Annotated in this window: 30 protein-coding genes and 1 pseudogene; 12 read left to right on the top strand and 19 right to left on the bottom strand. The window is 72.7% G+C overall.

Annotated elements, in window-relative coordinates; all coding sequences use genetic code 11:
- Positions 1 to 49 precede the first annotated feature (49 nt).
- Positions 50 to 1,165, top strand: a complete 1,116-nt coding sequence (locus AC6EH9_RS09385; RefSeq protein ID WP_498422510.1) for a serine/threonine-protein kinase — start codon at positions 50 to 52, stop codon at positions 1,163 to 1,165.
- A gap of 36 nt (positions 1,166 to 1,201) precedes the next feature.
- Here AC6EH9_RS09385 and AC6EH9_RS09380 read toward each other — a convergent pair whose 3' ends face one another.
- The 10 genes from AC6EH9_RS09380 to AC6EH9_RS09335 all read right to left on the bottom strand — a co-directional run bounded on the left by AC6EH9_RS09380 (position 1,202) and on the right by AC6EH9_RS09335 (position 10,247).
- Entirely contained in the window at positions 1,202 to 2,437 is a 1,236-nt protein-coding gene (locus AC6EH9_RS09380) for a hypothetical protein (protein ID WP_498422508.1), read from the bottom strand.
- A 47-nt stretch (positions 2,438 to 2,484) separates the two neighbouring features.
- Positions 2,485 to 2,973, bottom strand: coding sequence for a MarR family winged helix-turn-helix transcriptional regulator (locus tag AC6EH9_RS09375; protein ID WP_498422506.1), 489 nt, complete (start codon positions 2,971 to 2,973; stop codon positions 2,485 to 2,487).
- Positions 2,974 to 2,998: 25 nt separating this feature from the next.
- On the bottom strand, positions 2,999 to 3,505 hold the full coding sequence (locus AC6EH9_RS09370; protein ID WP_498422504.1) for a PH domain-containing protein: 507 nt from the start codon (positions 3,503 to 3,505) through the stop codon (positions 2,999 to 3,001).
- A gap of 31 nt (positions 3,506 to 3,536) precedes the next feature.
- On the bottom strand, positions 3,537 to 3,704 hold the full coding sequence (locus AC6EH9_RS09365; protein ID WP_498422502.1) for a hypothetical protein: 168 nt from the start codon (positions 3,702 to 3,704) through the stop codon (positions 3,537 to 3,539).
- Positions 3,705 to 3,847: 143 nt separating this feature from the next.
- A complete protein-coding gene (locus AC6EH9_RS09360; RefSeq protein ID WP_498422501.1) occupies positions 3,848 to 4,906 on the bottom strand; it encodes an iron-siderophore ABC transporter substrate-binding protein in 1,059 nt (352 codons plus the stop codon).
- Positions 4,907 to 4,969: 63 nt separating this feature from the next.
- Positions 4,970 to 5,824, bottom strand: coding sequence for an ABC transporter ATP-binding protein (locus AC6EH9_RS09355; protein WP_498422499.1), 855 nt, complete (start codon positions 5,822 to 5,824; stop codon positions 4,970 to 4,972).
- Complete coding sequence (locus tag AC6EH9_RS09350; protein ID WP_498422496.1) at positions 5,821 to 6,891, bottom strand: FecCD family ABC transporter permease; 1,071 nt, start codon at positions 6,889 to 6,891, stop codon at positions 5,821 to 5,823. Before AC6EH9_RS09350 ends, AC6EH9_RS09355 begins: the two co-directional genes overlap by 4 nt.
- A complete protein-coding gene (locus AC6EH9_RS09345) occupies positions 6,888 to 7,970 on the bottom strand; it encodes a FecCD family ABC transporter permease (protein ID WP_498422494.1) in 1,083 nt (360 codons plus the stop codon). Before AC6EH9_RS09345 ends, AC6EH9_RS09350 begins: the two co-directional genes overlap by 4 nt.
- Before the next feature lie 96 nt (positions 7,971 to 8,066).
- Entirely contained in the window at positions 8,067 to 9,059 is a 993-nt protein-coding gene (meaB, locus tag AC6EH9_RS09340; RefSeq protein ID WP_498422493.1) for a methylmalonyl Co-A mutase-associated GTPase MeaB, read from the bottom strand.
- Positions 9,060 to 10,247, bottom strand: coding sequence for an acetyl-CoA C-acetyltransferase (locus AC6EH9_RS09335; protein WP_498422491.1), 1,188 nt, complete (start codon positions 10,245 to 10,247; stop codon positions 9,060 to 9,062).
- A gap of 194 nt (positions 10,248 to 10,441) precedes the next feature.
- Between AC6EH9_RS09335 and mce the strand changes: the two genes are divergently transcribed.
- Complete coding sequence (gene mce / locus AC6EH9_RS09330; RefSeq protein ID WP_498422490.1) at positions 10,442 to 10,894, top strand: methylmalonyl-CoA epimerase; 453 nt, start codon at positions 10,442 to 10,444, stop codon at positions 10,892 to 10,894.
- 31 nt (positions 10,895 to 10,925) lie between these two features.
- On the opposite strand, the gene AC6EH9_RS09325 is transcribed toward mce, so the two are convergent.
- The 3 genes from AC6EH9_RS09325 to AC6EH9_RS09315 are packed head-to-tail and all read right to left on the bottom strand — an operon-like array spanning position 10,926 to position 13,218.
- Positions 10,926 to 11,798: a 5-oxoprolinase subunit C family protein gene (locus AC6EH9_RS09325; RefSeq protein ID WP_498422489.1), complete on the bottom strand. Its 873-nt coding sequence runs from the start codon at positions 11,796 to 11,798 to the stop codon at positions 10,926 to 10,928.
- Positions 11,795 to 12,457, bottom strand: coding sequence for a 5-oxoprolinase subunit B family protein (locus tag AC6EH9_RS09320; protein ID WP_498422487.1), 663 nt, complete (start codon positions 12,455 to 12,457; stop codon positions 11,795 to 11,797). Before AC6EH9_RS09320 ends, AC6EH9_RS09325 begins: the two co-directional genes overlap by 4 nt.
- A complete protein-coding gene (locus tag AC6EH9_RS09315; RefSeq protein ID WP_498422485.1) occupies positions 12,454 to 13,218 on the bottom strand; it encodes a LamB/YcsF family protein in 765 nt (254 codons plus the stop codon). The genes AC6EH9_RS09320 and AC6EH9_RS09315 overlap by 4 nt, the downstream gene beginning before the upstream one ends.
- Positions 13,219 to 13,391: 173 nt before the next feature.
- Here AC6EH9_RS09315 and ccrA point away from each other — a divergent pair, with 173 nt between their 5' ends.
- The 3 genes from ccrA to AC6EH9_RS09300 all read left to right on the top strand — a co-directional run bounded on the left by ccrA (position 13,392) and on the right by AC6EH9_RS09300 (position 17,200).
- Positions 13,392 to 14,729 carry a crotonyl-CoA carboxylase/reductase gene (gene ccrA / locus AC6EH9_RS09310; protein ID WP_498422484.1) on the top strand — a complete coding sequence of 446 codons (1,338 nt, stop codon included), beginning with the start codon at positions 13,392 to 13,394 and terminating at the stop codon, positions 14,727 to 14,729.
- Positions 14,730 to 14,864: 135 nt separating this feature from the next.
- Positions 14,865 to 16,109, top strand: coding sequence for a hypothetical protein (locus AC6EH9_RS09305; RefSeq protein ID WP_498422482.1), 1,245 nt, complete (start codon positions 14,865 to 14,867; stop codon positions 16,107 to 16,109).
- A 110-nt stretch (positions 16,110 to 16,219) separates the two neighbouring features.
- Positions 16,220 to 17,200: an AI-2E family transporter gene (locus AC6EH9_RS09300; protein ID WP_498422480.1), complete on the top strand. Its 981-nt coding sequence runs from the start codon at positions 16,220 to 16,222 to the stop codon at positions 17,198 to 17,200.
- A gap of 6 nt (positions 17,201 to 17,206) precedes the next feature.
- Here the strand turns inward: AC6EH9_RS09300 and AC6EH9_RS09295 are convergent, their stop codons facing one another.
- Positions 17,207 to 18,175, bottom strand: a complete 969-nt coding sequence (locus AC6EH9_RS09295; protein WP_498422479.1) for an EamA family transporter — start codon at positions 18,173 to 18,175, stop codon at positions 17,207 to 17,209.
- A 39-nt stretch (positions 18,176 to 18,214) separates the two neighbouring features.
- Between AC6EH9_RS09295 and AC6EH9_RS09290 the strand changes: the two genes are divergently transcribed.
- Positions 18,215 to 18,751, top strand: coding sequence for a CGNR zinc finger domain-containing protein (locus tag AC6EH9_RS09290; protein ID WP_498422477.1), 537 nt, complete (start codon positions 18,215 to 18,217; stop codon positions 18,749 to 18,751).
- 19 nt (positions 18,752 to 18,770) lie between these two features.
- On the opposite strand, the gene AC6EH9_RS09285 is transcribed toward AC6EH9_RS09290, so the two are convergent.
- The 4 genes from AC6EH9_RS09285 to AC6EH9_RS09270 are packed head-to-tail and all read right to left on the bottom strand — an operon-like array spanning position 18,771 to position 21,150.
- The gene (locus AC6EH9_RS09285; RefSeq protein WP_498422475.1) at positions 18,771 to 19,169 is read right to left on the bottom strand and encodes a hypothetical protein; all 399 of its coding nucleotides are present in this window, start codon (positions 19,167 to 19,169) and stop codon (positions 18,771 to 18,773) included.
- Positions 19,156 to 19,350: a helix-turn-helix transcriptional regulator gene (locus AC6EH9_RS09280; protein ID WP_498422473.1), complete on the bottom strand. Its 195-nt coding sequence runs from the start codon at positions 19,348 to 19,350 to the stop codon at positions 19,156 to 19,158. Before AC6EH9_RS09280 ends, AC6EH9_RS09285 begins: the two co-directional genes overlap by 14 nt.
- Positions 19,351 to 19,406: 56 nt before the next feature.
- Positions 19,407 to 20,177, bottom strand: a complete 771-nt coding sequence (locus AC6EH9_RS09275) for an endo alpha-1,4 polygalactosaminidase (RefSeq protein ID WP_498422471.1) — start codon at positions 20,175 to 20,177, stop codon at positions 19,407 to 19,409.
- A gap of 4 nt (positions 20,178 to 20,181) precedes the next feature.
- Positions 20,182 to 21,150 carry a helix-turn-helix transcriptional regulator gene (locus AC6EH9_RS09270; protein WP_498422470.1) on the bottom strand — a complete coding sequence of 323 codons (969 nt, stop codon included), beginning with the start codon at positions 21,148 to 21,150 and terminating at the stop codon, positions 20,182 to 20,184.
- 61 nt (positions 21,151 to 21,211) lie between these two features.
- Between AC6EH9_RS09270 and AC6EH9_RS09265 the strand changes: the two genes are divergently transcribed.
- On the top strand, positions 21,212 to 21,829 hold the full coding sequence (locus tag AC6EH9_RS09265; protein WP_498422468.1) for a DinB family protein: 618 nt from the start codon (positions 21,212 to 21,214) through the stop codon (positions 21,827 to 21,829).
- The gene (locus tag AC6EH9_RS09260) at positions 21,829 to 22,425 is read left to right on the top strand and encodes a DinB family protein (protein ID WP_498422466.1); all 597 of its coding nucleotides are present in this window, start codon (positions 21,829 to 21,831) and stop codon (positions 22,423 to 22,425) included. The genes AC6EH9_RS09265 and AC6EH9_RS09260 overlap by 1 nt, the downstream gene beginning before the upstream one ends.
- Positions 22,426 to 22,476: 51 nt before the next feature.
- Here AC6EH9_RS09260 and AC6EH9_RS09255 read toward each other — a convergent pair whose 3' ends face one another.
- Positions 22,477 to 24,279, bottom strand: coding sequence for a 3-hydroxyacyl-CoA dehydrogenase family protein (locus AC6EH9_RS09255; protein WP_498422464.1), 1,803 nt, complete (start codon positions 24,277 to 24,279; stop codon positions 22,477 to 22,479).
- A gap of 102 nt (positions 24,280 to 24,381) precedes the next feature.
- Between AC6EH9_RS09255 and nucS the strand changes: the two genes are divergently transcribed.
- The 4 genes and pseudogenes from nucS to AC6EH9_RS09235 all read left to right on the top strand — a co-directional run bounded on the left by nucS (position 24,382) and on the right by AC6EH9_RS09235 (position 25,995).
- Positions 24,382 to 25,074: an endonuclease NucS gene (gene nucS, locus AC6EH9_RS09250; RefSeq protein WP_498422462.1), complete on the top strand. Its 693-nt coding sequence runs from the start codon at positions 24,382 to 24,384 to the stop codon at positions 25,072 to 25,074.
- Between the two features lie 7 nt (positions 25,075 to 25,081).
- A complete protein-coding gene (locus AC6EH9_RS09245; RefSeq protein ID WP_498422460.1) occupies positions 25,082 to 25,549 on the top strand; it encodes a WapI family immunity protein in 468 nt (155 codons plus the stop codon).
- 19 nt (positions 25,550 to 25,568) lie between these two features.
- Positions 25,569 to 25,778: pseudogene (locus AC6EH9_RS09240) on the top strand (endonuclease NucS domain-containing protein); the annotation flags it as partial.
- Between the two features lies 1 nt (position 25,779).
- Complete coding sequence (locus tag AC6EH9_RS09235) at positions 25,780 to 25,995, top strand: hypothetical protein (protein WP_498422459.1); 216 nt, start codon at positions 25,780 to 25,782, stop codon at positions 25,993 to 25,995.
- Positions 25,996 to 26,001 lie beyond the last annotated feature (6 nt).

Here is a 26,001-nt window from a genome sequence, read left to right as displayed (position 1 = left end):
TAAATACATCCAGGGGTCTGCCGAGACCGATGGCCTTAGGGTGCTCCCCGTGGGTGAGATCTTCGCGGGACGCTACGAGCTGCTCGACCCGGTCGCCGAGGGCGGCATGGGGTCGGTCTGGCTGATCCACGACCGAGCCGACGGCGAGGTCAAGATCGCCAAGATCCTGCGCCAGTCCGACGCCTCCTCGCTGCTGCGCTTCGTGCGCGAGCAGTCGGTGCGCATCGACCACCGCCACGTGGTCACCCCGCTGTCCTGGGCCGGGATGGACGACCGGGTGCTGTTCACGATGCCGCTGGTGCGCGGCGGCTCGGTCGCCGACCTGCTCAAGGAGCAGGGCCCGCTGCCGGTGCGCTGGGTAGGGGTTCTCCTCGACCAGACCCTGCAGGCCCTCGAGGCGGTCCACGCGGCCGGCATCGTGCACCGCGACGTGAAGCCGGCGAACCTCCTCCTCGAGCCCACCGGCCGAGGGCTGCCCCAGCTGCGGCTGACCGACTTCGGGATCGCCGCGCCGACCGATCAGCCCCGGATGACGCACGCCTCGATGGCCATCGGCACGCCCGGCTACATGGCCCCCGAGCAGTGGCACGGCGCCCACCCCGACCCGCGCCAGGACCTCTACGCGGTCGCGGTGGTCGGACTCGAGATGTTGACCGGCACGCGCCCCGCGGCGAGCCCGGACCCCCTGGTCGCGCCCGCGCCCGAGGTCCTCCCCCAGCCGCGCGAGCTCGTCGAGCGGCTGGTCGCCGTACTCCTGCGCGCGAGCGCCCAGAACCCCGACGATCGGCACTCCACGGCCGCACAGCTGCGCGCCGAGCTGTCCGAGCTCGGACTGTCCGCGTTCGCACCGCAGGACGGGGACGACGTCGAGGTCCGCGACCACTTCGGTCCCGGCTCCCCCACCCCCGCTCCGGAGCCGGCCTCCACGCCGGAGCCGGCCACCGCCGGCCTGACCGCGAGCGCCCCCACCCGGGCGGTCCGACTCCCCGATGCCCCCACCCGCTCGCCGGCCACCTCGGTCCTGCCCGCGCCCACCCGCGTGGAGCAGCCGGTGGAGACCGCCGGCGCGAGTCCGCGGCCCCGGGGCAGCGCAGTCCCCGGCCTCGCGCTGCTGGCGCTGGGCCTGGTCCTGCTGGTGGCCGCCCTGCTGGTGGCGCTGGGCTGAAGGTGCTGGGCTGAGCGTGCTCGGCTGAGCGCCGCCTCAGCGGCGGCGCAGCAGCACGACCCCGGCGCCCAGGCTGCCGAGCCCCAGCACCGCGAGCGCTCCGGCGCTCAGCGTCCGCACCAGGCTGCGACCGACGTCGTAGCCCACCAGCCGCGCCGTCTCCCCGTCGCCGAGCACGAACGGGTCGTCCTCGGTGTACGCCGGCGCCGCGTCGGGCTCCCCGACCACCTCGACCTGGAGGGTGTAGTCCACCTCGAGCGGGTCGCCGTCGACGCCTTCGGCCGTCACCACCACGAAGTGGTCGCCGGGCAGGTACGGACCGTCGGCGGCGCGCTGCAGGTACTCCACCGGGCCGACCACGGCCTCCAGCGTGGTCACGCTGCTCGACGAGAGCGTCCGGTCCACCGGGTCGGTCACGGCGGACAGCAGCGGTCCGCGGACCGCCAGGCGCAGGTCGGGCAGGCCGTCCGGGAGGTCCTCGGCGACGTCCTCTGCCACCCGGGGACTGACCACCCGGACCAGGGCGTGCTGCCCCCACTCCAGGGAGATCCGGCGGACGTCGTCCTCACCGCTGGACAGGGTCCCGCGGTGGATCCCCGTGCCGATCTCCGGGACGTCGACGAGCCCGGGCGCGGCCTCGGCGTCGCTGGGCTCCCCCGACACGTCCGGCGCCCGGAACTCGGGCGCCTCCTCGGTCTCGGGCAGCCCCTCGAGGCTCTTCACCGGAGCCTCCTCGACCAGGCGCAGGCTCACCGGCAGCCGCCCGGTGCCCTCCGCGGTGCTGGCGCGTCCGACCGCGACCAGCAGCGACTTCGCGGCCAGGCAGGGGTCCTCGTCCTCGTCCGTCCCGGTGCCGTCCGGGTCGACCTCGGGCCCCACCCGGGCCTGGGTGTCCATCAGCCATCCCCAGGAGAACGGCGCGCGGGCGCTGCCCTGGGCGCAGGAGTCGCCGTCCGGCGTGGCGATCACCAGGTCCACGGCGTCGCCCTCGGCGGCCGGGGCCAGCACCGAGGCGTGCACGGTGCTGCCCGGGATCGTCCGCGGCACCCGGAACCAGCGCGGCTCGTCGGGGCCCTCCACGTCGAAGCGCCAGGTGCCGGCGGTGAGGTCGGTGGGTGCGCCGAGGTCGGTGCTGGTCGCGGTCTCCTCGCCCGGCAGCTGCGGGTCGTCGGCGGCCTGTGCCGGCGCCGGGACGCACACCACCGCGGCCAGTACGGCGAGCGCGCCGGCGAGTCGAGCAGCCCGAGCCGAGCCGGCGGTCCCCATGATCATGCTGGCTGACCTTAGTGCAGGCGTCGCGTCCCGGAGCACCGGAGCCCTCAGAAGTCGCCGGCGGCGGAGCGGACCGGGCGCAGCAGCGTCGACAGCTCGCCCAAGGCGTCCTCGTCCAGGGCCCCGAGCGCGAAGTCGGCCTCGACGAGGTCGCGGGTGGCCGCCTCCACCACGGCGCGGCCGGCCTCGGTGATCTCGGCCAGCACGGCACGCCCGTCGTCGGGATGCTGGCGCCGTACGACGAGCCCGGCGGCCTCGAGCCGGTTCACGATCGAGGTGACCGAGGTCGGGTGCACCTGGAGCCGCTCCCCCATCTTGCCCAGCGGTAGCGAGCCGCGCGTGGAGAAGACCAGCAGGACCAGCGCCTCGTAGCGCGCGAAGGTCAGCCCGTGCGGCTTGAGGATCGCATCCAGGCGCGCGATCACCAGCTGCTGGACCCGCATCAGGGAGGTGACGGCGTGCATGGCGGGCACGCCGGACCAGCGCAGGCCCCACTGGCGGGCCGCCTCGTCGATCGGGTCGAAGGGCAGGGTCATCGCCGGGTGCCGCCGGGGTGGCTCATCAGTTCACCGTGCGAGGCCCACGCAGGCCCGATCGCTGCACCACCCGCTGGATCGAGAGGTCTCGCTCGTCGGGGCGCCCGACGTACCGGATGTCGCGCAGGCCCTGCTCCTGGGCCGCGGACTCGAAGCAGAAGTGACCGAAGCCGAGGATCCGCCCGTGCAGCGGCTTGGCGACGGTGATGTCCAGGATCCGGGTCAGCGGCATCGTGGCCAGCTGCTGGGACAGGACCCCGTGCACCCGGAAGACCCGCATATTGGTGATCACGAAGCGGTCCATGTGCTCGCCCAGCGCGCGCCAGCCGCCGTGCGCCACCAGCGCGACGACGAGCAGGAAGGGGAACCAGGCCAGGTCCGCGTCGACGAACGGGAGCGCCACCAGCAGCGCCAGGGCGAGCAGCCCCTCCAGCGCCGGCAGGACGTAGGCCACCCAGTGGTGGCGGACCTCGTCGACGATCACCTCGCCCTCCTCGCGCAGGAGGTGCTTGGCGATGTTCGGGTCGGTCACCGCCCGGAGGAGACCCACGACAGGGCCCGTCTCAGAACGCGCCGACGAAGGCGATGATCGCCTCGAAGGCGCTGCTCAGGCCGCCCCAGCCCTCGGAGCCGCCGGTGCGGGCGAAGTCGGCGAGACCCTGGGGGTCGTTGACCATCCAGTACCCGAGCAGCACGACGAGGAGGGCGAGCACCGCCTTCTTGGCGTTCATGGCTGGTCCGTCCTGTGTCCGCGGGCATGGGTCGTCATATTTCTAGCAGTCCACGACCCCGCACCTGCGCAGGCGCGCCCGGGGACGACGAACGCCCAGGACCTGAGACGGTCCTGGGCGTCCGCGTCGAACGGAGTGGAAGGTCAGGAGACCTTGTTGGCCGCCTCGGAGAGCGCGGTGACGAAGTCGTCGAGGCCCCAGGTCAGCGACAGCGCGGTGGGCGGCGAGATCGACGCCACGAGCGGCGCGCCGGTGATCTCGGCGATGGTGCCGTTCTTGGCCTGCTGCATGGCCTTGGTGGAGGCCGAGTCGCGCACCTTGGCGGCCTGCTCCTCGCTGTCGGCGTAGGAGACCAGCACGTCGGAGGTCAGTTTGTCGGACTCCTCGTAGGAGATCGTGTAGAAGAAGGTGTCCTCGCCGGTCTCCAGCTTGTCGACGCTCGGTGCGACCTCGAAGCCGAGGTCCTCGAGGAACTGCACGCGCGGGTCGTCGCTGGTGTAGACGTACAGCGAGCCGAAGTCGGCGATGGCGGCGATGGTCTTGCCCTTGAACTCCGGGTGCTCCTCGGCCGCGGTCGCGACCTGCCCGTCGATCTCCTCGACCAGCTCCTCGGCCTCGTCGGCCTTGCCCAGCGCCTCACCGGTGGTGGTGATGACGTCGCGCCACGGGGTCGCCCAGGCCTCGCCGGGGTAGGCGACGGTGTCGGCGATCGCCGAGAGCTTCTTGTACTGCGCCTCGGTGATGCCGGAGTAGGTCGCGAGGATCACGTCGGGCTTGGCCTTGATGATCTCCTCGTAGGGGGGCTCCTCGCCCTCGGTGAACAGCGTGGGGGTCTCGGCGCCCTTCTCCTCCAGCGCCTCGGCGGTCCACGGCATCAGGCCGTTCTCGTCGGCGCCGTAGGTCAGCGAGGGCATCGCCACCGGCACCACGTCCAGGGCGATGGCCGCGTCGGCCGAGCCCCAGCCGAGGGTCACGACGCGCTCGGGCTGCGCGTCGATCTCGGTCTTGCCGAAGACGTGCTCGATGCTGACCGGCTCGAACTCTGCGGCCGAGGAGTCCGCGCCGCCCTGGGCGTCGTCGGAGTCGCTCTCGGACCCGCACGCGGCCAGGGACAGCAGCGAGACCGCGAGGGCCACGCCGACCAGACCGCGGGACCGACGCAGCCGAGCGGGCGTGCGCGGAAAGGCGTTCTTCAAGGACACGGGCTTACTCCAGATCACTGAACTCGCGCCACCCCACTGGTAGCACGGTAAGGCTATCCTAACTTAGCGCTCAACGGAGGGGCGGTGAAACCCGGACAGCGGCACCACCATCGGGTCCCCGGTGACCGGGTCGGGCACGACCACCGAGTCCAGTCCGAACGCCGCGCGCACCGTGTCCACGGTGAGGATGTCCCCGGGCGCGCCCTGGCACAGGATGCCCCCGTTGCCCATCACCACCATGTGGTCGGCGTAGCGGGCCGCGAGGTTGAGGTCGTGCAGGACCATCACCACCGTGCTGCCCCGGGTGTGGTTGAGCTCGGCCAGCAGGTCGAGGATCTCGACCTGGTGGGCGACGTCGAGGTACGTCGTCGGCTCGTCGAGGAGCAGGATCCGCGGCTCCTGGGCCAGCGCCATCGCGATCCACACTCGCTGGCGCTGCCCGCCGGAGAGCTCCTCGATGCGCCGCCCGGCGATGTCGCCGGTCCCGGTGGCCGCCAGCGCATGCGCGACGATCCGGGTGTCCTCGGCGCTCCAGCGCCGGAAGACGCCCTGGTGCGGGTAGCGCCCCCGCCCGACGAGGTCGCCGACGGTGATCCCCTCCGGGGCCAGCGGCTGCTGCGGGAGCAGGCCCAGCACCGAGGCCACCTTGCGCGCGGACATCTGGTGGATGTCCTCGTCGCCGAGCAGGACCCGGCCGCGGTTGGGGCGCAGCAGCCTGCCCAGACCGCGCAGCAGGGTGGACTTGCCGCAGCCGTTGGCCCCCACGATGACGCTGACCTTGCCCGAGGGCAGCTCGAGGTCGAGGTCGTCGACGACCTGGCGGCGGTCGTAGGCGAGCCCGAGTCCCTCCGCGCGCAGCGTCGGCGGGGTGCTCGGCGCGACGGCCCGGTCGGGGGCCGTGGCGGTGGGTGCGCTCATGCGCTCCTCCTCGGGGGACGGGAGCTCGCGAGGAGCCAGATCAGGTAGGGCCCGCCGATCACGCCGGTCACCACACCGACCGGCAGCTGCACGCCGTCGAGGAGGTGCTGGGCGGCCAGGTCCGCGACGACCATGATCACCACGCCCACCAGGGCGGTGGCCACCAGGGAGAGGCGACCGTCGGCGACGAGGCGGCGGGCGATGGGAGCGGCGGTGAGCGCCACGAACGCGACCGGCCCGGCGGCCGCGGTGGCGACGGCGGCGAGCGCCACGCCGAGCACGATCGCGCCCAGCCGCAGCCTCGCCGAGGAGACCCCGAGCGCGCTGGCCGCCTCGTCGCCCATCTCGAGCATGCCCAGGGGCCGCCCCAGCACCAGCGCGAGCGGCACCAGCACGACCAGCGCGAGGGCCAGCCGGCTGATCGCGTCGTACTCGGCGGAGGACACCGAGCCGGAGAGCCACACCATCGCGGTCTGGGCGTCGCGCGCGTCCACCCGGGTCAGCACGTAGCTGAGCACGCTGTTCGCCACGAAGGCCAGCGCGATCCCGCACAGCACGAAGCGGTGCCCGGCCAGGCCGCCGCGGGAGGCCAGCAGCAGGTTCACCCCGGCGATCACCGCGGCGCCGACCAGGGCGCCGAGCGAGACCATCGGCCCCGAGAGACCGAGCACCAGCAGCGCGACCACCGCCCCGACGCTGGCACCCTGCGAGATCCCGATGATGTCGGGGCTGGCCAGCGGGTTGCGCAGCACCGACTGGAACAGGCCGCCCGCAAGCGCGAAGGCGACGCCGACCAGCACCGCCATCAGCACCCGCGGCAGCCGGAACTCCACGAGCACCAGGCGGGAGATCTCGTCGCCGCGGCCCAGGGCGGTGGCGAAGACGTCGCCGACGCCGACCGCCATCTCGCCGACCGACAGGGTCAGCAGGATCGTGGCCACGGCGAGCACGCTCAGCACGGCGTTCACCGCGATCCGGCGGGTACGGCGGGTGCGCGCGGTGCTGCGCAGCAGCAGCCGCGCCTCCCGCTCGCCGACCCCGGTGGGTCGCTCCTCGAGCAGGGTCACATCGCCACCCCCTTCGAGCGGCGCACCAGCGCGATCAGCACCGGAGCCCCGATCACGGCGACGACGAGCCCGGCCTCGAGCTCGCTGTGGGGCAGCACCAGGCGCCCGAGGATGTCGGCGCACAGCAGCAGGACCGGCCCCAGCAGCATCGACCAGGGCAGGATCCAGCGGTAGTCAGGGCCGACCACGAAGCGCGCCACGTGCGGGACCATCAGGCCCACGAAGGCGATCGGGCCGACCAGGGCGGTGGCGCCGCCGCACAGCAGGACCACCGCGAGCAGGACGATCGCCCGGCCGCGCAGGACGTGCTGGCCCAGCCCGCGGGCCAGGTCCTCGCCCAGCGACATCGCATTGAGGAAGCGGGCACTCAGCATCGTGAGCACGATCCCGGCGAGCAGGAACGGCGCGATCACGGCCACCGTCGAGAGCGGGCGGTTGATCAGCGAGCCGACCTGCCAGAAGCGGTACTGCTCCAGCACCGAGCGGTCGGTGAGCAGCACCATCGTGATCAGCGAGGTGGTGGTGGCGGTGAAGGCGGCGCCGACCAGCGCCAGCTTGACCGGGGTGGGCCCCTCCCACCCGAGCGTCGCGACGCCGTAGACGACCAGGGCCGCCAGGGCGGCGCCCACGAAGGCGAACCAGATGAAGCCGGCCGCGCCGGTGATGCCGAAGACGGAGATCGCCACGATCACCGCGAGCGAGGCGCCCGAGTTGATCCCCAGCAGTCCGGGGTCGGCGATCGGGTTGCGGGTGAGCCCCTGCATCAGCGCGCCGGCCAGGCCGAGCGCCATCCCGCCCAGCAGCCCGACCAGCGTGCGCGGCAGCCGCAGCTCGCGCACGACGCGGTGGTCGTTGTCGGACAGGTCGGGCGCGAGGAGGGCGTCGAGCACCGCCCCCGGGGCCACGTCGCGGGTCCCCCAGGCGAGACTGGCCAGGCAGACCCCGACCAGCAGCAGCGCGAGTCCCAGCAGCGACAGTGCCGTGGTCCCGCGACGCCGCCCGGGGAGCGCGTCGTCGCGCCGCGCGGCGCGTTCCGGCACCGGGCGAGGCTTGTCGAGGGTGGTCACAGGGGTTCCCATCAGGTGAGGCTCACCTAACTATCACACGGGACCCGGCGCCTCGCACGCTCTGCCCCGCCCCAGCCGTGCGAGCCCGGTCACAGGCCCGCGGTCACGCTACTCCGCGTACGCCGCGAGCAGCTCGTCGGCCGCCGCGTAGGGGTCGGACTCCCCCGCCGCGACCCGGGCGGCGAGGTCGTCGAGCTCGGTGCGGCCGCCGACGTCCCCCCAGCGCTCGCGCAGCGCGGTGACCGCGATCGTCTCGATCTCGTGGCGCGCCCGGGCAGTGCGCCGACGCTCGAGCTCGCCGCTCTCACGCAGCCAGGCGTGGTGGCGCCCGATCTCCGCGACGACCTCGTCGACCCCCTCCTCCTTCGCCGCGATCGTCTTCACGATCGGCGGCTGCCAGGCTCCCTCCCGTCGCTCGGAGAGCGAGACCATCGACCGGATCTCGCGGCGCAGCTGGTCGGCCCCGTCGCGGTCGGCCTTGTTGACCACGAACAGGTCGCCGATCTCGAGGATCCCCGCCTTCGCCGCCTGGATCCCGTCGCCCATCCCGGGCGCGAGCAGCACCAGCGTGGTGTCGGCCTGGCCGGCGATCTCGACCTCGCTCTGGCCCACCCCGACGGTCTCGACGAGGATCACGTCGCAGCCGGCGGCGTCGAGCACGCGCATCGCCTGGGGGGTCGCCCAGGACAGGCCGCCCAGATGCCCGCGCGAGGCCATCGAGCGGATGTACACCTCGGGGTCCAGCGCGTGGTCCTGCATCCGCACCCGGTCGCCCAGCAGGGCGCCCCCGGTGAACGGCGAGGAGGGGTCGATGGCCAGCACGCCGACGCGCTTGCCCGCCCGGCGCAGCTCGGTGACCAGGGCGCTGGTCGAGGTCGACTTGCCGACGCCCGGGGAACCGGTGATCCCGACGACCTGGGCGTTCCCGGTGTACGGCGCCAGCGCGGCCATCACCTCGCGCAGCAGCGGCGAGGCGTCCTCCACCAGGGAGATCAGCCGGGCGACGGCTCGGGGCTCACCCTCGCGGGCCCGGGAGACGAGGTCGGGGACCGACGCCGCAGCGCGACGTCGGCCCCCGAGGGTCCCGTTGCTGGTGCTCACTCAGGCCTTCGGCACGCGCACGATCAGCGCGTCGCCCTGGCCGCCGCCACCGCACAGGGCGGCCGCGCCGATGCCGCCACCGCGACGCTGCAGCTCCAGTGCGAGGTGCAGCACGATCCGGGCCCCGGACATGCCGACCGGGTGTCCCAGCGCGATGGCGCCGCCGTTGACGTTGACCTTCTCCTCGTCGACGCCGAGGTCGCGCGCCGAGGCGATGCCCACGGCCGCGAAGGCCTCGTTGATCTCGAACAGGTCGATGTCCTGGACCGAGATGCCCTCCTTCTCGGCCGCCTTGGCGATCGCCGCCGACGGCTGGAGCTGCAGGGTCGAGTCGGGGCCGGCGACCTGGCCGGAGGCACCGATCTCGGCGAGCCACTCCAGGCCGAGCTCCTCGGCCTTGGCCTTGCTCATCACCACCACGGCGCAGGCGCCGTCGGAGATCTGCGAGGAGGAGCCCGCGGTGATCGTGCCCTCCTTGGCGAAGGCGGCACGCAGCTTGGCCAGCGACTCGGCGGTGGTGTCGCCGCGCACGCCCTCGTCGGTGGCGACCTGGGTCTCGCCACCGCGGCCCTTGATGGTGACCGGGACGATCTCGTTGTCGAAGACGCCGTTCTTGGCCGCGGCCGCGGCGAGCTCGTGGCTGCGCGCGGAGAAGATGTCCTGCTCCTCGCGGGTGAGCTTGGCCGAGGCGGCGTTGCACTCCTCGGTGAGGATGCCCATCGCCTGGTTCGTGAACTGGTCGTAGAGCGCGTCGTAGGCCATCGAGTCGACCAGCGCGACGTCGCCGTACTTGAAGCCCTCGCGCGACTTGGGCAGCACGTGCGGAGCGTTGGTCATCGACTCCATGCCGCCGGCGACGACGATGTCGTGCTCGCCGGCGCGAATCAGCTGGTCGGCCAGCGCGATGGCGTTGATGCCCGAGAGGCAGACCTTGTTGATGGTCAGCGCGGGCACGTTCATCGGGATGCCGCCCTTGACGGCCGCCTGGCGGGCGGTGATCTGCCCGGCCCCGGCCTGGATGACGTGGCCCATGATGACGTACTCGACCTGGTCGCCGGTGACGCCGGCCCTCTCCAGGGCGCCCTGGATGGCGACCCCGCCCAGGTCGGCGGCCGACTGGCTCTTCAGTCCGCCCAGCAGGCGTCCGATGGGGGTGCGTGCCCCCGCGACGATGACGGATCCGGACATGGTGCCTCCCTGGCAACGGGTTCACTTTTTCCCGGCCCACGAGTCACGGGCCGGTCATGACCAGCGACGATACCCATGAGTAGCCGTCTCCGGGGAGGGGTCCGCCGCACGCGTGGACTGTAGCGCTCGTCACAGCCGGCGGCGAGTGTGCTGAGCCCCTGGCGGGGCGTGGGCCTCGGCGTACGATGGCGTTCATGACAGCCCCGCTGGAGATTCCCGAGCACCTGTTCACCTGCATCGACCACGTCGGCGTCGCCGTGCCCGACCTGGACGAGGCGATCGCGATGTATCGCGACAAGTTCGGCATGCATGTGGTGCACCAGGAGGTGAACGAGGCGCAGGGGGTCCGCGAGGCGATGGTGGCCGTCGGTGACTCCGGCTCCTGCATCCAGCTGCTGGCCCCGCTGAACGAGCAGTCCACGATCGCCAAGTTCCTCGACCGCTCCGGTCCGGGCCTGCAGCAGCTCGCCTACCGCGTCACCGACGTCGAGCAGGTCTCGGCGATCCTGCGCGAGCGCGGCCTGCGCCTGCTCTACGACGCCCCGCGCCGCGGCACGTCGGACTCCCGGATCAACTTCGTGCACCCCAAGGACGCCGGTGGCGTGCTCGTCGAGCTCGTCGAGCCGGCGAAGGTCCCCGCGCACTGACTCAGCACTAGATGATTCGGCGCTGGATGACTCAGCGCCAGGTGCGCGCCCAGGTGAGCCGTAGCCGCTCACCTGGGCGCACCTGCGCCGCCCGGTCGACGTCGGCGTCGAGCACCACGGCCACCACCGGGTAGCCGCCGGTGACCGGATGGTCGGCCAGGAACAGGACGGGCTCGCCGGCGGGCGGGACCTGGATCGCTCCGCGCAGCACTCCCTCGCTGGCCAGTGCGACGGCACCCGGGGCAGGTGCCAGCACTCCCCCGGTCAGGCGCATGCCCACCCGGTCGGAGTCCGCCGAGGCCGTCCACGTCGTGGTGACCAGAGCCCCCAGGTCCGCGATCCGGTGGTGGCGCGGCCCCGGCACCGCCCGCAGCACCACCTCGTCGCGGTAGCCGGGCAGCGCCACCGCGCCGACCACGGGCTGGGCCTCCCCCGGCTCCCCGACGTCGAGCACGTCACCGGGCACGACGGGCGCCGGGCCGAGCCCGGCCAGCACGTCGCGGCTGCGTGAGCCCAGCACCGGGGGCACGTCGATGCCGCCGCGCACCGCCAGGTAGGAGCGCAGTCCGCCCGGCGGCGTGCCCAGCCGGAGCACCGAGCCGGCCGGGACGGCCACCACCCGGCCGGGCCCGACCTCGCGCCCCGCCACGCTCACCGGGGCGGGTGCCCCGGTCACGCAGACCCAGGCGAGGGCCTCCTCGACGACCAGCTCGAGTCCCCCCAGCACCACCTCGAGGGCGGCCGCCCCGGGCGGGTTGGCGAGCATCCGGTTCGCGAGCAGGTACGACGCCCGGTCGGCCGCGCCGCTGCGACCCACCCCGATCGCCGCCTGGCCCGGGCGCCCCAGGTCCTCGACCAGGCACGGACCGCCGACGCGGCGCACCCGCAGCCGGGGGCGGCTCACGACTCCACCACGAAACGGACGCTCGCGCCGGGGCGCAGCAGCGCGGGCGGCTCGCGCTCCAGGTCCCACGTCGACACGCGCGTGGTGCCGATCAGCTGCCAGCCCCCGGGCGACTCACGCGGGTAGACCCCGCTGTACTCGTCGGCCAGCGCCACCGCCCCGGCGGGCACGCGCGTGCGCGGACGCGGTCGGCGCGGCACCCGCAGCCGGGGGTCGCCGCCGACGAGGTAGCCGAAGCCGGGCGCGAAGCCGCCGAACGCCACCCGCCAGGGGGTGCCGGTGTGGGCGCGGACCACCTCCCCGGCGGCCAGGCCGGTCAGCCGGCACACCTCGGCCAGGTCCGGGCCGTCGTAGCGCACCGGGATCTCCACCACGTCCTCTCGCGCGGACGCCGGCGGGCCGGGGGTCGGGTCGGTGGAGCCGGCGAGGCGCTCCAGGGTCGCGGCCAGGTCCGCGCGCAGGCGGGCGACGGGCACGCCCTCGCCGGCCAGGCACAGGACCGTCGAGCTGGCCGGGACCAGGTCGCCCACGCTGGACACAGCGGCGGCGCTCAGCGCGTCGACCAGGCGCAGCACCGCCGCGGTGTCGGCCAGCTCGACCAGCACCGCCCGGTCGCCGTACGGCAGCAGGCGGGGGGTCGGGCCGCGCCGGCCCGTCACACGAACGGCTCCACGTCGACCCCGACCCGGGCCAGCTCCTCCCGGATCCGGCGCGCCATCCGCACGGCGTCCGCGGAGTCGCCGTGCACGCACACCGACTCCGCGCTCAGCGCCACCTCGCTGCCGTCGACGGCCTCCACCACGCCCTCGGTGACCATCCGGACCACCCGCCGGGCCACCACCTCGGGGTCGCTCAGCAGGGCGCCGGCCGCGCGGCGCGCCACTAGGGTGCCGTGCGGGGTGTAGCCCCGGTCGGCGAAGACCTCGCGCACCACGCGCAGCCCGGCCTCCTGCGCCACCCGCAGCAGCACGCTGCCGGGCAGGCCCAGCACCGGCAGCGACGGGTCCCAGGCGCGGACCGCGGCGACCACCGCCCGCGCCTGCTCCTCGTGGTGCACGACCGCGTTGTAGAGGGCGCCGTGCGGCTTGACGTAGCGCACCCGCGTCCCCGCCGCGCGCGCCATCGCCTCCAGCGCCCCGATCTGGTAGAGCACGTCGGCGGTCAGCTCGGCCGGCTCCATCTCGATGAAGCGCCGGCCGAAGCCGGCCAGATCGCGGTAGCCCACCTGGGCGCCGACCGCGACACCCTGCGCCGCGGCGTGGCGACAGGTCGTCTGCAGGGTGAGCGGGTCCCCGGCGTGGAAGCCGCAGGCGACGTTCGCGCTGCTCACCACGGCGAGCATGGCCTCGTCGTCGCCCAGCACCCAGCGCCCGAAGGACTCCCCCACGTCGCTGTTGAGGTCGACGCGAGGCGCGGTCACAGGTCTCCTGAGGAGTTCGATCGGCGGGCAGGACTGGTGGCGCCCGGGTCCCGCGCAGCGTAGGAGTTGTGTCGAGGGTCCGCAAGATAGATCACACGGGGCTGACACCCGGTGCTACTCCTGAGTAGATTCCGCACCACTTGCCGCAGCCCCGCCTCGACACAGGAGTACCCGTGAAGCAGATTCTCGACGCAATCCTCGCCGGCGACACCAGCGCGGAGGACTTCGCCGCACTGCCCCTCCCGGAGTCCTACCGGGCGGTGACGGTCCACAAGGACGAGGTCGACATGTTCGAGGGCGTCGCCACCCGCGACAAGGACCCCCGCAAGTCGCTGCACCTCGACGACGTGCCGCTGCCCGAACTCGGACCCGGCGAGGCGTACGTCGCGGTGATGGCCTCGGCGATCAACTACAACACCGTGTGGACCTCGATCTTCGAGCCGGTCTCCACGTTCGGCTTCCTGGAGCGCTACGGGCGCCAGTCCGAGCTCACCAAGCGCCACGACCTGCCCTACCACGTGGTCGGCTCCGACCTGGCCGGCGTCGTGCTCAAGACCGGCCCCGGCGTCACCCGCTGGAAGCCCGGCACCGAGGTCGTCGCCCACTGCCTCTCGGTCGAGCTCGAGGACCCCGACGGCCACGACGACACGATGCTCGACCCGCAGCAGCGGATCTGGGGCTTCGAGACCAACTTCGGCGGCCTCGCCGAGATCGCGCTGGTCAAGTCCAACCAGCTGATGCCCAAGCCCGCCCACCTGACCTGGGAGGAGGCCGCCTCCCCCGGCCTGGTGAACTCCACGGCGTACCGCCAGCTGGTCTCCAAGAACGGCGGCGCGATGAAGCAGGGCGACAACGTCCTGGTCTGGGGCGCCTCGGGCGGCCTCGGCGGCTTCGCCACGCAGTACGCGCTCAACGGCGGCGCGACCCCGATCTGCGTGGTCTCCAACGAGGAGAAGGCCGCGATCGCCCGCAGCATGGGCGCGGAGCTGATCATCAACCGCTCCGAGGAGAACTACCAGTTCTGGAAGGACGAGCACACCCAGGACCCCAAGGAGTGGAAGCGCTTCGGCGCGAAGATCCGCGAGCTCACCGGCGGCGAGGACATCGACATCGTCTTCGAGCACCCGGGCCGCGAGACCTTCGGCGCGAGCGTGTACGTGACCCGCAAGGGCGGCACGATCACCACCTGCGCCTCGACCTCGGGCTACATGCACGAGTACGACAACCGGTACCTGTGGATGAACCTCAAGCGAATCATCTCCTCGCACTTCGCCAACTACCGCGAGTCCTGGGAGGCCAACCGGCTCATCGCGAAGGGCATGATCCACCCGACGCTGTCGCAGACCTACGGCCTGAACGAGGTCGGCCAGGCCGCGCTCGACGTCCACCAGAACGCCCACCAGGGCAAGGTCGGCGTGCTCTGCCTGGCCCCCGAGGAGGGTCTGGGCGTGCGCGACCAGGAGATGCGCAGCCGCCACCTGACCGAGATCAACCGCTTCCGCGGCGTCTGAGCCGGCGGCCTCTCGGGGCCCCCGCGACATTCCCACCCCGGCTCGCCGAACGCCTGCGAGCCGGGGTGGGTTGTTCACCGCCCATGCGCGACACTTGAGTCCTTCGCCGCACCGCCAGGAAGAGGTAGCCACGACATGAGCAACCAGGGTCTGTCCATCTTCGACGAGGAGCCGGGGGGCACCGAGGCGTCCGTCGATGACCAGCCGACCCGGTTGATCCCGGCCGTGGAGCAGGAGCAGGGCGGCACCACCCGATCCGCCGCCTCCACGCCACCTCCCACCGCCCCCGGGCGGACGGCGCCGCCGACCGCGCAGCGCACGGTCGCTCAGCCCGGCCCGACCGGACAGCAGCGCCCCGCGATGGCCTCGGGCGCGAGCGCGTTCGACCCGGGCAGCCTGCCCGTGGTGCGTCGCGGCGGCTACGACCGCCAGGCGGTGGACGCGCAACTGCAGGCGATGCTCGCCGAGCGGGCCGCGCTGGCCGGCGACCTGGCCCAGGCGCAGCAGCGCCTGGCCGGCCTCGAGGCCGAGACCGAGCGGCTGCGCACCGAGCTCGACGAGAACAAGAACCCCTCCTACGCCGGTCTCGGCGGCCGAGCCAGCGCCATGCTGCGTCTGGCCGAGGAGGAGGCCGCCGACGTCCGGGCCTCGGCCGAGCGCGACGCCGGGGAGATCCGCGAGCAGGCCGCCCGGGACGCGAAGGCGATCCGCGCCGACGCCAGCCGCGAGGCCGAGGACATGCGCATCGTCCAGCTCAAGGACCTCGAGGAGCGGCGCATCCGCATCCTCGCCGACGCCGAGCAGGAGCGGACCCTGGCTCGGGCCGAGGCCGCCGACACCCTCGCCTCGGCACGGCGCGAGGCCGACCAGCTGCGGCTGGCCGCCCAGCAGGAGGCCAACGACCTGCGCATCTCCGCGACCCGCGAGTCCGAGCAGGCCCGCGCTGCCGCCGACCGGGAGGTGCAGGAGGCGCGCCGCACGCTGGCGGTGGAGAAGGAGCGCCTGGCCCGCGAGGCCACCGACCACCACAACAGCGCCACCGCCGAGACGCGTCGCCTCGTCGAGGAGGCCGAGCAGCGCGCGGCCGCCGCCGAGGAGCGGGCCCGCGAGGCCATCACCCAGGCCAACGCCCAGCGGCAGCAGGCCCAGACCGAGTCCGAGGCCCTGGTCAGCCGGGCGCGGCGCGAGGCCGAGCAGATCGTCACCTCCGCGCGCACCCAGGCCCAGTCGATCGCCGCCAGCGGCGACGCGGAGGCGGAGCGCGAGCTCGCCGTGATCCGTGCCGAGGTGGAGCGGATGTCCAAGCGTCGCGACGCGATCGCCGCCCAGCTGGGCGCGCTGCGCGACGTCGTCGCGGGCTTCACCGAGGACGAGTCCTGATCGAGGCACCCCCCGAGCCACGCATCGGCCGCCCCCGGGCACCTCGCCAGGGGCGGCCGCTGCTGTCGCACTCACCCTTCACCATCGGCTTCTTCGGGGCCCTGGGCGCGATGCTCGCGATCTGGCTGGGCACGCAGGTCGTCTCGATCAGCTCGATCCTGCTGCTGATCGTGGTCGCGGCCTTCCTCGCGGTGGGCCTCAACCCCTGGGTCGAGCTGCTGATCGTGCACGGCGGCCTGCGGCGCCCGTGGGCGGTCACGGTGGTGATCAGCTTCGTGCTGCTCGGCATCACCCTGTTCCTGCTGGCGCTGGTGCCGGTGATCACCGAGCAGGTCACCCAGATCACCAGGAGCGCGCCGGACTGGCTCGACCAGCTCCAGCACAACGACCGGGTCCAGGAGCTCGACGCGCGCTACGGGCTCATCGACCGGGTCCAGGACTACATCGCCGAGGGCGGGTTCGCCTCGGCGGCCTTCGGCGGCGCGCTGGGCTTCGGCATCGCGGTGCTCTCGGTGCTGTTCAACGCGTTCATCGTGATCGCGCTGACGCTCTACTTCCTCGTCTCGCTGCCCCACCTCAAGGCGTCGCTGTACCGGCTCGCGCCGGCCAGCCGGCGCGAGCGGGTGAGCGCCCTGGGCGACGAGATCCTCGGCAACGTCGGCGCCTACGTCTCCGGCGCCTTCCTCGTGGCGCTGACCGCGGGCGTGACCTCGCTGGTGTTCCTGGTCGTCGTCGGCCTCGGCGAGTACGCCGTCGCGCTGGCCTTCGTGGTCGCGCTGCTCGACGTGATCCCGATGATCGGGGCCACCCTCGGCGCCGTCATCGTCAGCGCGATCGGCCTGGCCAACGACCCCCGGATCGGGCTCGCCTGCGTGGTGTTCTACGTCGTCTACCAGCAGATCGAGAACTACGTGATCTACCCGCGGGTGATGTCGCGCTCGGTCGACGTGCCCGGCGCGGTCATCGTCATCGCGGCGCTGGTCGGCGCGGGGTTGCTCGGCGTGGTCGGTGCGCTGCTGGCGATTCCCACCGCCGCCGCCATCCTGCTGCTGATGCGCGAGGTCGTGGTCAAGCGCCAGGACGCCCGCTGAGACGGCTCACTCGCTGAGCGGCGACTGCGGGTCGCCCACGGGGACGTCGCGCTCGCCGGTCTTCACCACGACGACCCCGGCCAGGATCAGCATGCCACCGAGGAGCTGCCCGGCACGCGGCAGCTCCTCGAGCAGGAGCCAGGCGAAGAGCAGGGCGCAGAGCACCTCGGTCAGGGCGACGAAGGAGGCCAGCCGCGAGCCCAGCCGGCGGCTCGCGCCGATCCCCGCGGTGTAGGCCAGGGCCGCCGAGACCAGGCCCAGCCCGAGCAGCGGCACCCACCACGACACCGTGCCCGCGGCGTACGCCACGGGGCGGGTGTTGGCCGCCATCGGGACCAGCCCGAGCAGGCCCGCCGTGGCCAGCACGAGGCCGCCGACCAGCAGCCCCCCTCCGGCCAGGACCAGCGGGGGCAGACCGTTGTCCTCGTCGGCGGAGATCACGAAGTAGGTCGCCGCACCGAGCATCGCACCGAGCGCCCACAGCACCCCGCTCAGGCTCAGGTCGGCACCGGAGATCAGGTCCAGGACCAGGACCAGCCCCGCCGTGGCGATCGCCGCCCCGGCTACCGTCAGCCACCCGGGCCGCTGTCCGTGACGCGCCCACATCCACAGCACCACCGCGACCGGCGCGGTGTACTCGATCAGCAGCGCCACGCCGACCTGCAGCTCGGCGACCGCGTAGAAGTAGCACAGCTGGCACCCGGCCACCGCGACCAGTCCGTAGGTCGCGACCAGGCCCGCGTGGGCGCGCAGCAGCCCCCAGCGCCCGCGCAGCAGCACCAGAGCCGGGACCCCCAGGATCAGGGCGCCGAGCCAGACGCGCACCGTCACCGCCGCTCCGGCCGACCAGCCGGCCTCGAGCAGCCCGCGGGCCAGAGCTCCCGACGTGCCGAAGGCGGCCGCGGACAGCAGCGCCAGTGCCACTCCGGAGCCCAGCCGCGACGACGCGCGGGTGTCATGAGTGATCGTGCCCATGGGCAATGACGCTAGGTCCGGCCTGAGTAACCTGTCAACATGCCCTTCACCCATGACACCGAGGTGGCACTCCTGGCTGCGGTGACCCTGGTCAACACCGCCTCGCCCCCGGACACGCTGCAGAGCGTGGCCGACCTGGACGCGTTCTACGCGCGCTTCGAGTACACCGGGCGCCACCAGCGCGACACCGCCGAGCTCGCCGCGGTGCGCGCCCTGCGCCCCGCGCTGCGCGAGCTGCTCACCAGCGAGCGCGACGCGGCCGCCGGCATCGTCAACCGGATGCTGGCCGAGGCGCGGGCCCTGCCCCAGCTGGTCCGCCACGACGACTGGGACTGGCACCTGCACGCGGTCGACCCCGAGCAGCCGCTGGCGACGCGGATCGTGGTGGAGACCGCCATGGCGATGATCGACGTGATCCGCGCCGACGAGACCTCGCGCCTGGGTGTGTGCGCCGACGACGGCTGCGACGGGCTGGTCCTCGACCTCTCCCGCAACCGCTCGCGGCGCTTCTGCAGCACCGCGTGCGGCAACCGGGTGGCGGTGGCGGCCTATCGAGCGCGACGCGCGGGCGCCTGAGCGGCGCCTGAGCGACCGCTCAGCGACGCCAGCGCAGCCACAGCAGCGAGACCAGGTACACCAGGCCGCCGAGCGCTCCGAGCTGGTAGTAGGGAGAGCCGTCCCCGCCTTGGGCCAGCTCGATCACGAACATCGCCAGCACGGCGAGCAGCACGCTCATCCCGGCCGTCAGCGCCGCGGAGCGGTCGATCTCGTTGATCCGCTCGTCGGTCCGCTCACGCAGCCCGGAGGCCGTCTCGCTGAAGCGGGTGGCGAGCAGGAAGCCTCCGCCGGCGGCCAGCATCAGGACCAGGCCGAACACCCCGAAGGCCAGGTCGTCGCCCAGCAGGCCGGCCACCAGGTAGGCCACCCCGGCCAGCACCGCCACAGCGGGGATGGCCCAGCGGGTCAGGGACGTGGGGCTCTCACGCATCGACATCGAACACCTCTTCCACGGTCGTGCCGAAGAACCGGGCCACCGTGATGGCCAGCGGCAGGGACGGCAGGTAGCGACCGGTCTCGATCGAGTTCACGGTCTGCCGCGAGACACCGAGCGCCCGGGCCAGGTCCGCCTGGGACAGGCCCCGGGCCGCGCGCAGCTCCCTCACGACGTTCTTCATGTGTCAAGCATGCTTGTCACCATGCGGATATGTCAAGTGTGCTTGACATATCCGTCTCAGCAGAACCGGCGCGCGCCCCGAGGCGCCAGCGCCCGGTCGCGCAGCAGCACCGGGATCCGCTCCCCCCACTGCCGGCAGGTACGACGGAAGTCGGCGCGGCCGTACTCCACCGCCAGCACCCGGGCCCCGTACGACGCGACGTAGGCGCCGCACTCGCGCCAGCGCCCGCAGGACTCCGCGATGGCGAAGTCGAAGCCGAGGCTCCTCCCGTCCAGCTCCGCCCAGTTCTTCTGCGCCACCTCCAGCCCGGCGTCGTGGGCGCGCGCGACCAGCATCCGGGCGTAGGCCTTCGCGTGGCGCGGGCGCAGCAACCCCCGGCTGCGGCTGAACGAGTCGAGGTTGTCGAGCTCGACGGCGTCGAACCCGTCGGCGGCGCAGCCGTCGATCCACTCCCCCACGATGGCGCTCAGCGCAGCCCGGTGGGCGGGGGTGCGCAGGTCCAGCAGCCACTCCCCCCACCCGGAGTCGACCACCGGGCGCCCGCCCTGCTTGAGCACCAGTCGCCAGTGCCGCTCGCGCCACAGCCGGCGCTGGTCCGGCTGGGTCTGGAAGGCGTTGACGTAGCAGACGTTCCAACGCCCCGGCACGGGAGCGGCCTCGCGGTCGAGGACCACCACGCCGACGTGGTCGGGGACCCCGCGCGGCCCGCCCAGCTGGTAGTCCCAGTCGGCACCCGGCGGAGGGCCGGCGGCCGCCGCGGGCGAGCCCAGCAGCCCCAGCAGGAGGGTCACCAGCACGGCGGGCAGGGCGAGGGAGACGAGGCGCACGGGCTCAGTGTGCCTGCTCGGGCCGGGCGGCGGCTGCCCGGAGCAGCCGGGCCGCGAGCTCGCCCAGCGCCTCGCGCAGCTCGGGTGGATCGAGTACCTCGATCTCGAAGCCCAGCCAGGCCAGGTGCAGCGCCATCGACGCCAGGCTGTCGGCGCCGGCCTCGAGCAGGCAGCTCGACGCGTCCAGCGGGGTCACCGTGCCCGACTGCGGGGTGACCACCTGGCGCACCTCCTCGGCCGGCGCGCCGAGCCGCACCCGGGTCTGCCAGCGATAGGGACCGTGTGCCACCGCCCGCTGCACGAACGCCGCCGGGTCGGGGTGCTCGCGTGGCGGGAAGCGCCAGGTCGTCGCCCGGACCCCGCTCATCCGGTCCAGCCGGAAGGTCCGCCAGTCGTCCCGCTCCACGTCCCAGGCCATCAGGTACCAGCGCCGGCCGGCGGCCACCATCCGCACCGGCTCCACCGTGCGCTCGCCGGCGTCCCGGCCGTGCGGGGTGTACCCGAAGCGGACGCGCACGCTGTCGCGACAGGCTCGGGCCAGGGTCAGCAGCGCCTCGCCGTCGATCTCGATCGCGGTGCCGGCCAGGGTCACGGTGGCGTCGCGGATCGCCCGCACCTCCGCGCGCAGCCGCGGCGGCATCACCTGGTCGAGCTTGGCCAGGGTCCGCAGCGCCGCCTCGCTCGCGCCGGCCACGGTGCCGCCCGCGGCCAGGCGCAGCGAGACCGCGACGGCCACCGCCTCCTCGTCGTCGAGCAGCAGGGGCGGCAGCGCCCGGCCGGCACCGAGCTGGTAGCCGCCGCCCACCCCCTGCGTGGCGTTGACCGGGTAGCCCAGCTCCCGCAGCCGCTCGACGTCGCGCCGGATGCAGCGGGTGGTCACGCCCAGCCTCTCGGCCAGCTCCGGCCCGGTCCACACCGGACGCGACTGGAGCAGGGAGAGCAGGGTCAGCACCCGCTGGGTCGTGTCGGCCATACCCCCAGGATCGCAGAGGTAGCGGACCGAAACGGTCCTGTATTGCCGCCAGGGTGGGCTCATGACCACGACGACCCTGACCTGGAACCCCCTTCTCCTCGACCAGATCGACTGGCACTGGCGCCACCAGCTGCGCCCGCGGCTGGATGACCTCACCGACGCCGAGTACTTCTGGGAGCCGGCGCCCGAGACCTGGAACGTGCGCCCGCGCGGCACCGGCACCGCCCCGGTGCAGGGAGGCAGCGGCCCGTTCACGATCGACTTCGCCTTCCCCGAGCCCGACCCGGCGCCGGTGACCACCATCGCCTGGCGGCTGGGGCACGTGATCGTCGGCGTCCTCGCCGGGCGCAACGCCGCCCACTTCGGCGCTCCGCCGACCGACTACGTCTCCTTTGACTACGCCGGCACCGCGCAGGGAGCGCTCGCCCAGCTCGACGACGCGTACGCGACCTGGACGGCCGGCGTGCGCGCCCTCGGCGAGGAGGGCCTGACCCGGCCGTGCGGCGAGGCCGAGGGGCCCTGGGCCGAGCACCCGATGGCCGAGCTGGTCCTGCACATCCACCGCGAGCTGATCCACCACGGTGCCGAGATCGCGCTGCTGCGCGACCTGCACCGCGCCACCACCGTGAACCGGACCCCCGGCGACCACGTCGCCGCCACCACCGAGGAGCACAGCTGATGCCCGGACAGGCCCCACCCGTACGCGACGAGCGCGACGCCCTACGCGCCTACCTTCTCCAGCAGCAGGATGCCTTCCGGGCCGTGGCCTACGGCCTCACCGACGAGCAGGCCGGGCTGGCTCCGACCCCGAGCGCGCTCAGCGTCGGAGCGCTGGTCAAGCACGTGAGCGACGTCCAGGAGGGCTGGCTGGCCCAGGCGCTCGCGGCGCCCGAGCACCCCGTCGACGAGCGCAGCGACGAGGAGCGGTACGCCGCCCGGGAGGCGGCGTACACCTGGTTGCCCGGCGACACCGTCCAGGCGGCGCTCGCCGCGTTCGACGACGTCTCGGGCCGGGTGCTGGACGCCGTGACGCGCCTCGACCTGGACACCCCCGTCCCGGTGCCGCCGGCGCCGTGGAACCCCACCGACATCGAGGCGTGGTCGGTGCGGTGGGCGTGGTTCCACCTGATCGAGGAGCTGGCCCGGCACGCCGGGCACGCCGACATCGTCCGCGAGGCGGTGGACGGCGCCACCATGTACGAGCTGGTGGCCGGGCGCGAGGGCTGGCCGGCCACGCCCTGGCTCACTCCGTGGCAGCCCGCCCAGCCGGCCTGAGAGCGTCAGGGCCGGCCACGCCACGGCGGGTGGCGTGACCGGCCCGGCCGCTCAGCGGGCGCTGTAGTCGCGGAAGCCGCGCTTGGTCTTGCGGCCCAGGTAGCCGGCGGTGACCAGGTGCTCCAGCAGCGGCGCCGGCGCGAAGCCGGGCTCGCGGAACTCCAGGTAGAGCTCGCGCTGGATCGCCAGCGAGACGTCGTTGCCGACCACGTCGAGCAGCTCGAAGGGGCCCATCGGCAGCGCACAGCCCTGCTTCATGGCGATGTCGATGTCGTCGGCCGAGGCGTAGTGGGCGTCCAGCATCTTGACCGCGTCGTTGAGGTAGGGGAACAGCAGCGCGTTCACGATGAACCCGGCGCGGTCGCTGCAGGAGACGGCCACCTTGCCGACCTTCGCGCACAGCGCCAGCACGGTCTCGGCGACGTCGTCGGAGGTCGACACCGTGGAGACCACCTCGACCAGCTTCATGATCGTCGCGGGGTTGAAGAAGTGCATGCCGATGACGTCCTCGGGACGCTTGGTCACCTTGGCCATCGAGATGATCGGCAGGCTCGACGTGGTCGTGGCCAGGATGGCGCCCGGCTTGCAGATCTCGTCGAGGTTCTCGAACAGGGTGGTCTTGATGGCGAGGTCCTCGGCGATCGCCTCCACCACCAGGTCGACGTCCTTGAGGTCGTCGAGGCGGCTGGAGGCGGTGACCCGGGCGAGGACCTCGGCCTTCGCCTCCTCGGTGCTCTTGCCGCGCTGGATCTGCTTGTCGAAGCTCTTGGTGATCGCGGCGATGACGCCGTCGGCCTTGGCCTGCGAGCGACCCACGCAGAGCACGTCGTACCCGCTCTTGGCGAAGACCTCGGCGATGCCCGAGGCCATCGTGCCGGTGCCGACCACGCCGACCAGCTTGATGTCGCGCTTGAGCTGGGGCGCGGAGTCGGCCGAGGGGGTCTTGTCGTCGGCGACGACGACGGGGCTGTCGGGCGCCTCGTAGGTGTAGAAGCCGCGCCCGGTCTTGCGGCCGAGCATGCCCGCGGTGACCATCTGCTTGAGGATCGGGGCGGGCGCGTGCAGCCGGTCGCGGCCCTGCTTGTACATCGTGTCCAGGATCTCGTACGCCGTGTCCAGGCCGATCAGGTCCAGCAGGGCCAGCGGGCCCATCGGGTAGCCGCAGCCGTAGCGCATGCCGGCGTCGATGTCCTCGCGGGTGGCGTAGCGGCCCTCGAACATCCGCACCGCGTGGTTGAGGTAGCCGAAGAGCAGCGTGTTGGCGATGAAGCCGGCCTTGTCGCCGCACACCACCGGGTTCTTCCCCAGGCCCTCGACCAGGCCCTGGACGTCGGAGAGGACCGCGGGCTCGGTGACCACCGTGCGGACGATCTCGACGAGGTTCTGGACCGGGGCGGGGTTGAAGAAGTGCACGCCGATGACCCGGCCGGGGCGCGCGTTGGCGGTGGAGATCTCGGTGACCGAGAGCGAGGAGGTGTTGGTCGCCAGGATCGCGTCGGGCGAGACGATCTCGTCGAGGGCGGAGAAGAGCTCCTTCTTGACCGGCAGCGACTCCACCACGGCCTCGACCACGAGGTCGGCGGGGGCCAGGTCCTTCATCTCGCTGGTCAGCGTGATCCGGTCGAGCAGCGCCTGGGCGTCGTCCTCGCTGAGCTTGCCACGCTTCACCGCACGGTTGGTGGAGGCCTGGAGGTGCTGGCGGCCGCGGGCGATGCCGTCCTCGTCGCGCTCCACGCCGATGACGGTGTAGCCGTTGCGGGAGAACACCTCGGCGATTCCGGCACCCATGGTGCCCAGACCGATGACGCCGATGGTGCGGAACTCGCGCTGGCTCTCAGTGGGGGTGCTCGTCATGTCCGGATCATGGCACGTATCTACCCTCCGGTAACAGTGACCTAAGCCACCCAGGTCGCGGCGATGGGCGCCCGGGCTGCCGGGCGGGTAGATTGCCGCCCCGTGAGACTCGTCGTAGCCCGTTGCCAGGTCGACTACGCAGGCCGGCTGACCGCCCACCTGCCGATGGCCACCCGGGTGCTGATGATCAAGGGCGACGGCTCGGTGCTGGTGCACTCCGACGGGGGCTCCTACAAGCCGCTCAACTGGATGTCGCCGCCGTGCACGGTGCGCGAGTCGGTCGTCGACGAGGACGGCGCGCAGCGGGTGGAGTGGACGGTCACCAGCAAGACCGACGACACCCTGCGCATCCTGATCGAGGAGATCCTGCACGACTCCAGCCACGACCTCGGCATCGACCCCGGCCTGCGCAAGGACGGGGTGGAGAAGCACCTGCAGGAGCTGCTCGCCGAGCATCCCGGCACGCTGGCCGAGGGGCTGACGCTGGTCCGGCGCGAGTTCCCCACGGCGATCGGCCCCGTCGACCTGATGTGCCGCGACCCCGAGGGCGCGTCGGTGGCGGTGGAGATCAAGAGACGCGGCGAGATCGACGGCGTCCTCCAGTTGGAAAGATATTTGGAACTACTCAACCGCGATCCCCTGCTGACGAGCAAGGGTCCGGTGCGAGGGATTTTTGCGGCCCAGGAGATCAAGCCACAGGCGCGGGTACTCGCAACCGACAAGGGCATCTCGTGCGCGCTGGTCGACTACGACGCGCTCCGGGGTCTGGACGACCCGACCGAGCGTCTGTTCTAGTCACAACGTGCGTCTCACAAGCAGCGACGCTTCGTTCGTCGAAGTCAACGTCACCGGCTACCAGTTTCCGAATGGGCTCGATCTTCCTTCGGGCCGACACGTAGAACCCGACTGGCTCAACATCGAAGGTCGCGTCGCCGTGGACGGCCGGACGTGGGAGTGGGCATTCCCATGTCTCTATTCCGACGAGGCGATAGAACTCGGCAACTGGCTCGAAGCAGTTGCCCGCCAGCGGCCAGACGAAACACGGATCGCATTCACCGAACCGATCCTTGTGATCGAGGTTGTCGCACAAACTGCCAACGACACTCAGCTTCGATTCCTGATGTCCCAGGAAGCCTGCCCGCCCGCCGAGCCAGATGATGTTCGCTTGGGGGACGGGTATCCGGTTCTGCTTACGATTCCAACCGATGAACTTCACGGCGAGGTCAAGTCTTGGCGTCGCCAGATCGCCCCGTTCCCGAGCCGCGCTTGAAGCGGCGGGTATCGACTGCATCGACGGCGTGGAGCAGCTGACCCGCTACCTGGAGCTGCTCAACCGCGATCCCGCGCTCACCCGCAAGGGCCCGGTGCGGGGCATCTTCGCCGCCCAGGAGATCAAGCCCCAGGCGCGGGTGCTGGCCACCGACCGCGGCATCGCCTGCGCGGTGGTGGACTACAACCTCCTGCGCGGCATGGACGACTCAGAGCACAGGCTCTTCTGACGTGGCGCGCACTCCTGCCTTCGACGGCGTCCGGGTGGCGCTGCTCTTCATCGCCGTGGGCGCTGTGCTCGGCGCCGTGCTGTGGCCGCTGGTGGACACCGACGCCGGGCTGGGCGTCTCCGCGCGGACCGGAGCGGTGCTCGGGCTGCTGCTGTGGGGCCTGGTGATCGCGATCGGCTCGATCGGCGCCATGCTGACCGCCCTGTTCAAGCGCTGAGCCGAC

Source organism: Nocardioides sp. Z21_20, assembly GCF_059766585.1.
This window is presented reverse-complemented; position numbering and strand designations above follow the sequence as displayed.

Coding starts and splice junctions, on each gene's coding strand:
- AC6EH9_RS09380 (WP_498422508.1), bottom strand. CDS start 2,437: ATGATCATGGGGACCGCCGGCTCGGCTCGGGCTGCTCGACTCGCCGGC.
- AC6EH9_RS09375 (WP_498422506.1), bottom strand. CDS start 2,973: ATGACCCTGCCCTTCGACCCGATCGACGAGGCGGCCCGCCAGTGGGGC.
- AC6EH9_RS09365 (WP_498422502.1), bottom strand. CDS start 3,704: ATGAACGCCAAGAAGGCGGTGCTCGCCCTCCTCGTCGTGCTGCTCGGG.
- AC6EH9_RS09355 (WP_498422499.1), bottom strand. CDS start 5,824: ATGAGCGCACCCACCGCCACGGCCCCCGACCGGGCCGTCGCGCCGAGC.
- AC6EH9_RS09345 (WP_498422494.1), bottom strand. CDS start 7,970: ATGGGAACCCCTGTGACCACCCTCGACAAGCCTCGCCCGGTGCCGGAA.
- AC6EH9_RS09335 (WP_498422491.1), bottom strand. CDS start 10,247: ATGTCCGGATCCGTCATCGTCGCGGGGGCACGCACCCCCATCGGACGC.
- mce (WP_498422490.1), top strand. CDS start 10,442: ATGACAGCCCCGCTGGAGATTCCCGAGCACCTGTTCACCTGCATCGAC.
- AC6EH9_RS09305 (WP_498422482.1), top strand. CDS start 14,865: ATGAGCAACCAGGGTCTGTCCATCTTCGACGAGGAGCCGGGGGGCACC.
- AC6EH9_RS09300 (WP_498422480.1), top strand. CDS start 16,220: ATGCTCGCGATCTGGCTGGGCACGCAGGTCGTCTCGATCAGCTCGATC.
- AC6EH9_RS09295 (WP_498422479.1), bottom strand. CDS start 18,175: ATGGGCACGATCACTCATGACACCCGCGCGTCGTCGCGGCTGGGCTCC.
- AC6EH9_RS09290 (WP_498422477.1), top strand. CDS start 18,215: ATGCCCTTCACCCATGACACCGAGGTGGCACTCCTGGCTGCGGTGACC.
- AC6EH9_RS09285 (WP_498422475.1), bottom strand. CDS start 19,169: ATGTCGATGCGTGAGAGCCCCACGTCCCTGACCCGCTGGGCCATCCCC.
- AC6EH9_RS09280 (WP_498422473.1), bottom strand. CDS start 19,350: ATGAAGAACGTCGTGAGGGAGCTGCGCGCGGCCCGGGGCCTGTCCCAG.
- AC6EH9_RS09270 (WP_498422470.1), bottom strand. CDS start 21,150: ATGGCCGACACGACCCAGCGGGTGCTGACCCTGCTCTCCCTGCTCCAG.
- AC6EH9_RS09265 (WP_498422468.1), top strand. CDS start 21,212: ATGACCACGACGACCCTGACCTGGAACCCCCTTCTCCTCGACCAGATC.
- AC6EH9_RS09260 (WP_498422466.1), top strand. CDS start 21,829: ATGCCCGGACAGGCCCCACCCGTACGCGACGAGCGCGACGCCCTACGC.
- AC6EH9_RS09255 (WP_498422464.1), bottom strand. CDS start 24,279: ATGACGAGCACCCCCACTGAGAGCCAGCGCGAGTTCCGCACCATCGGC.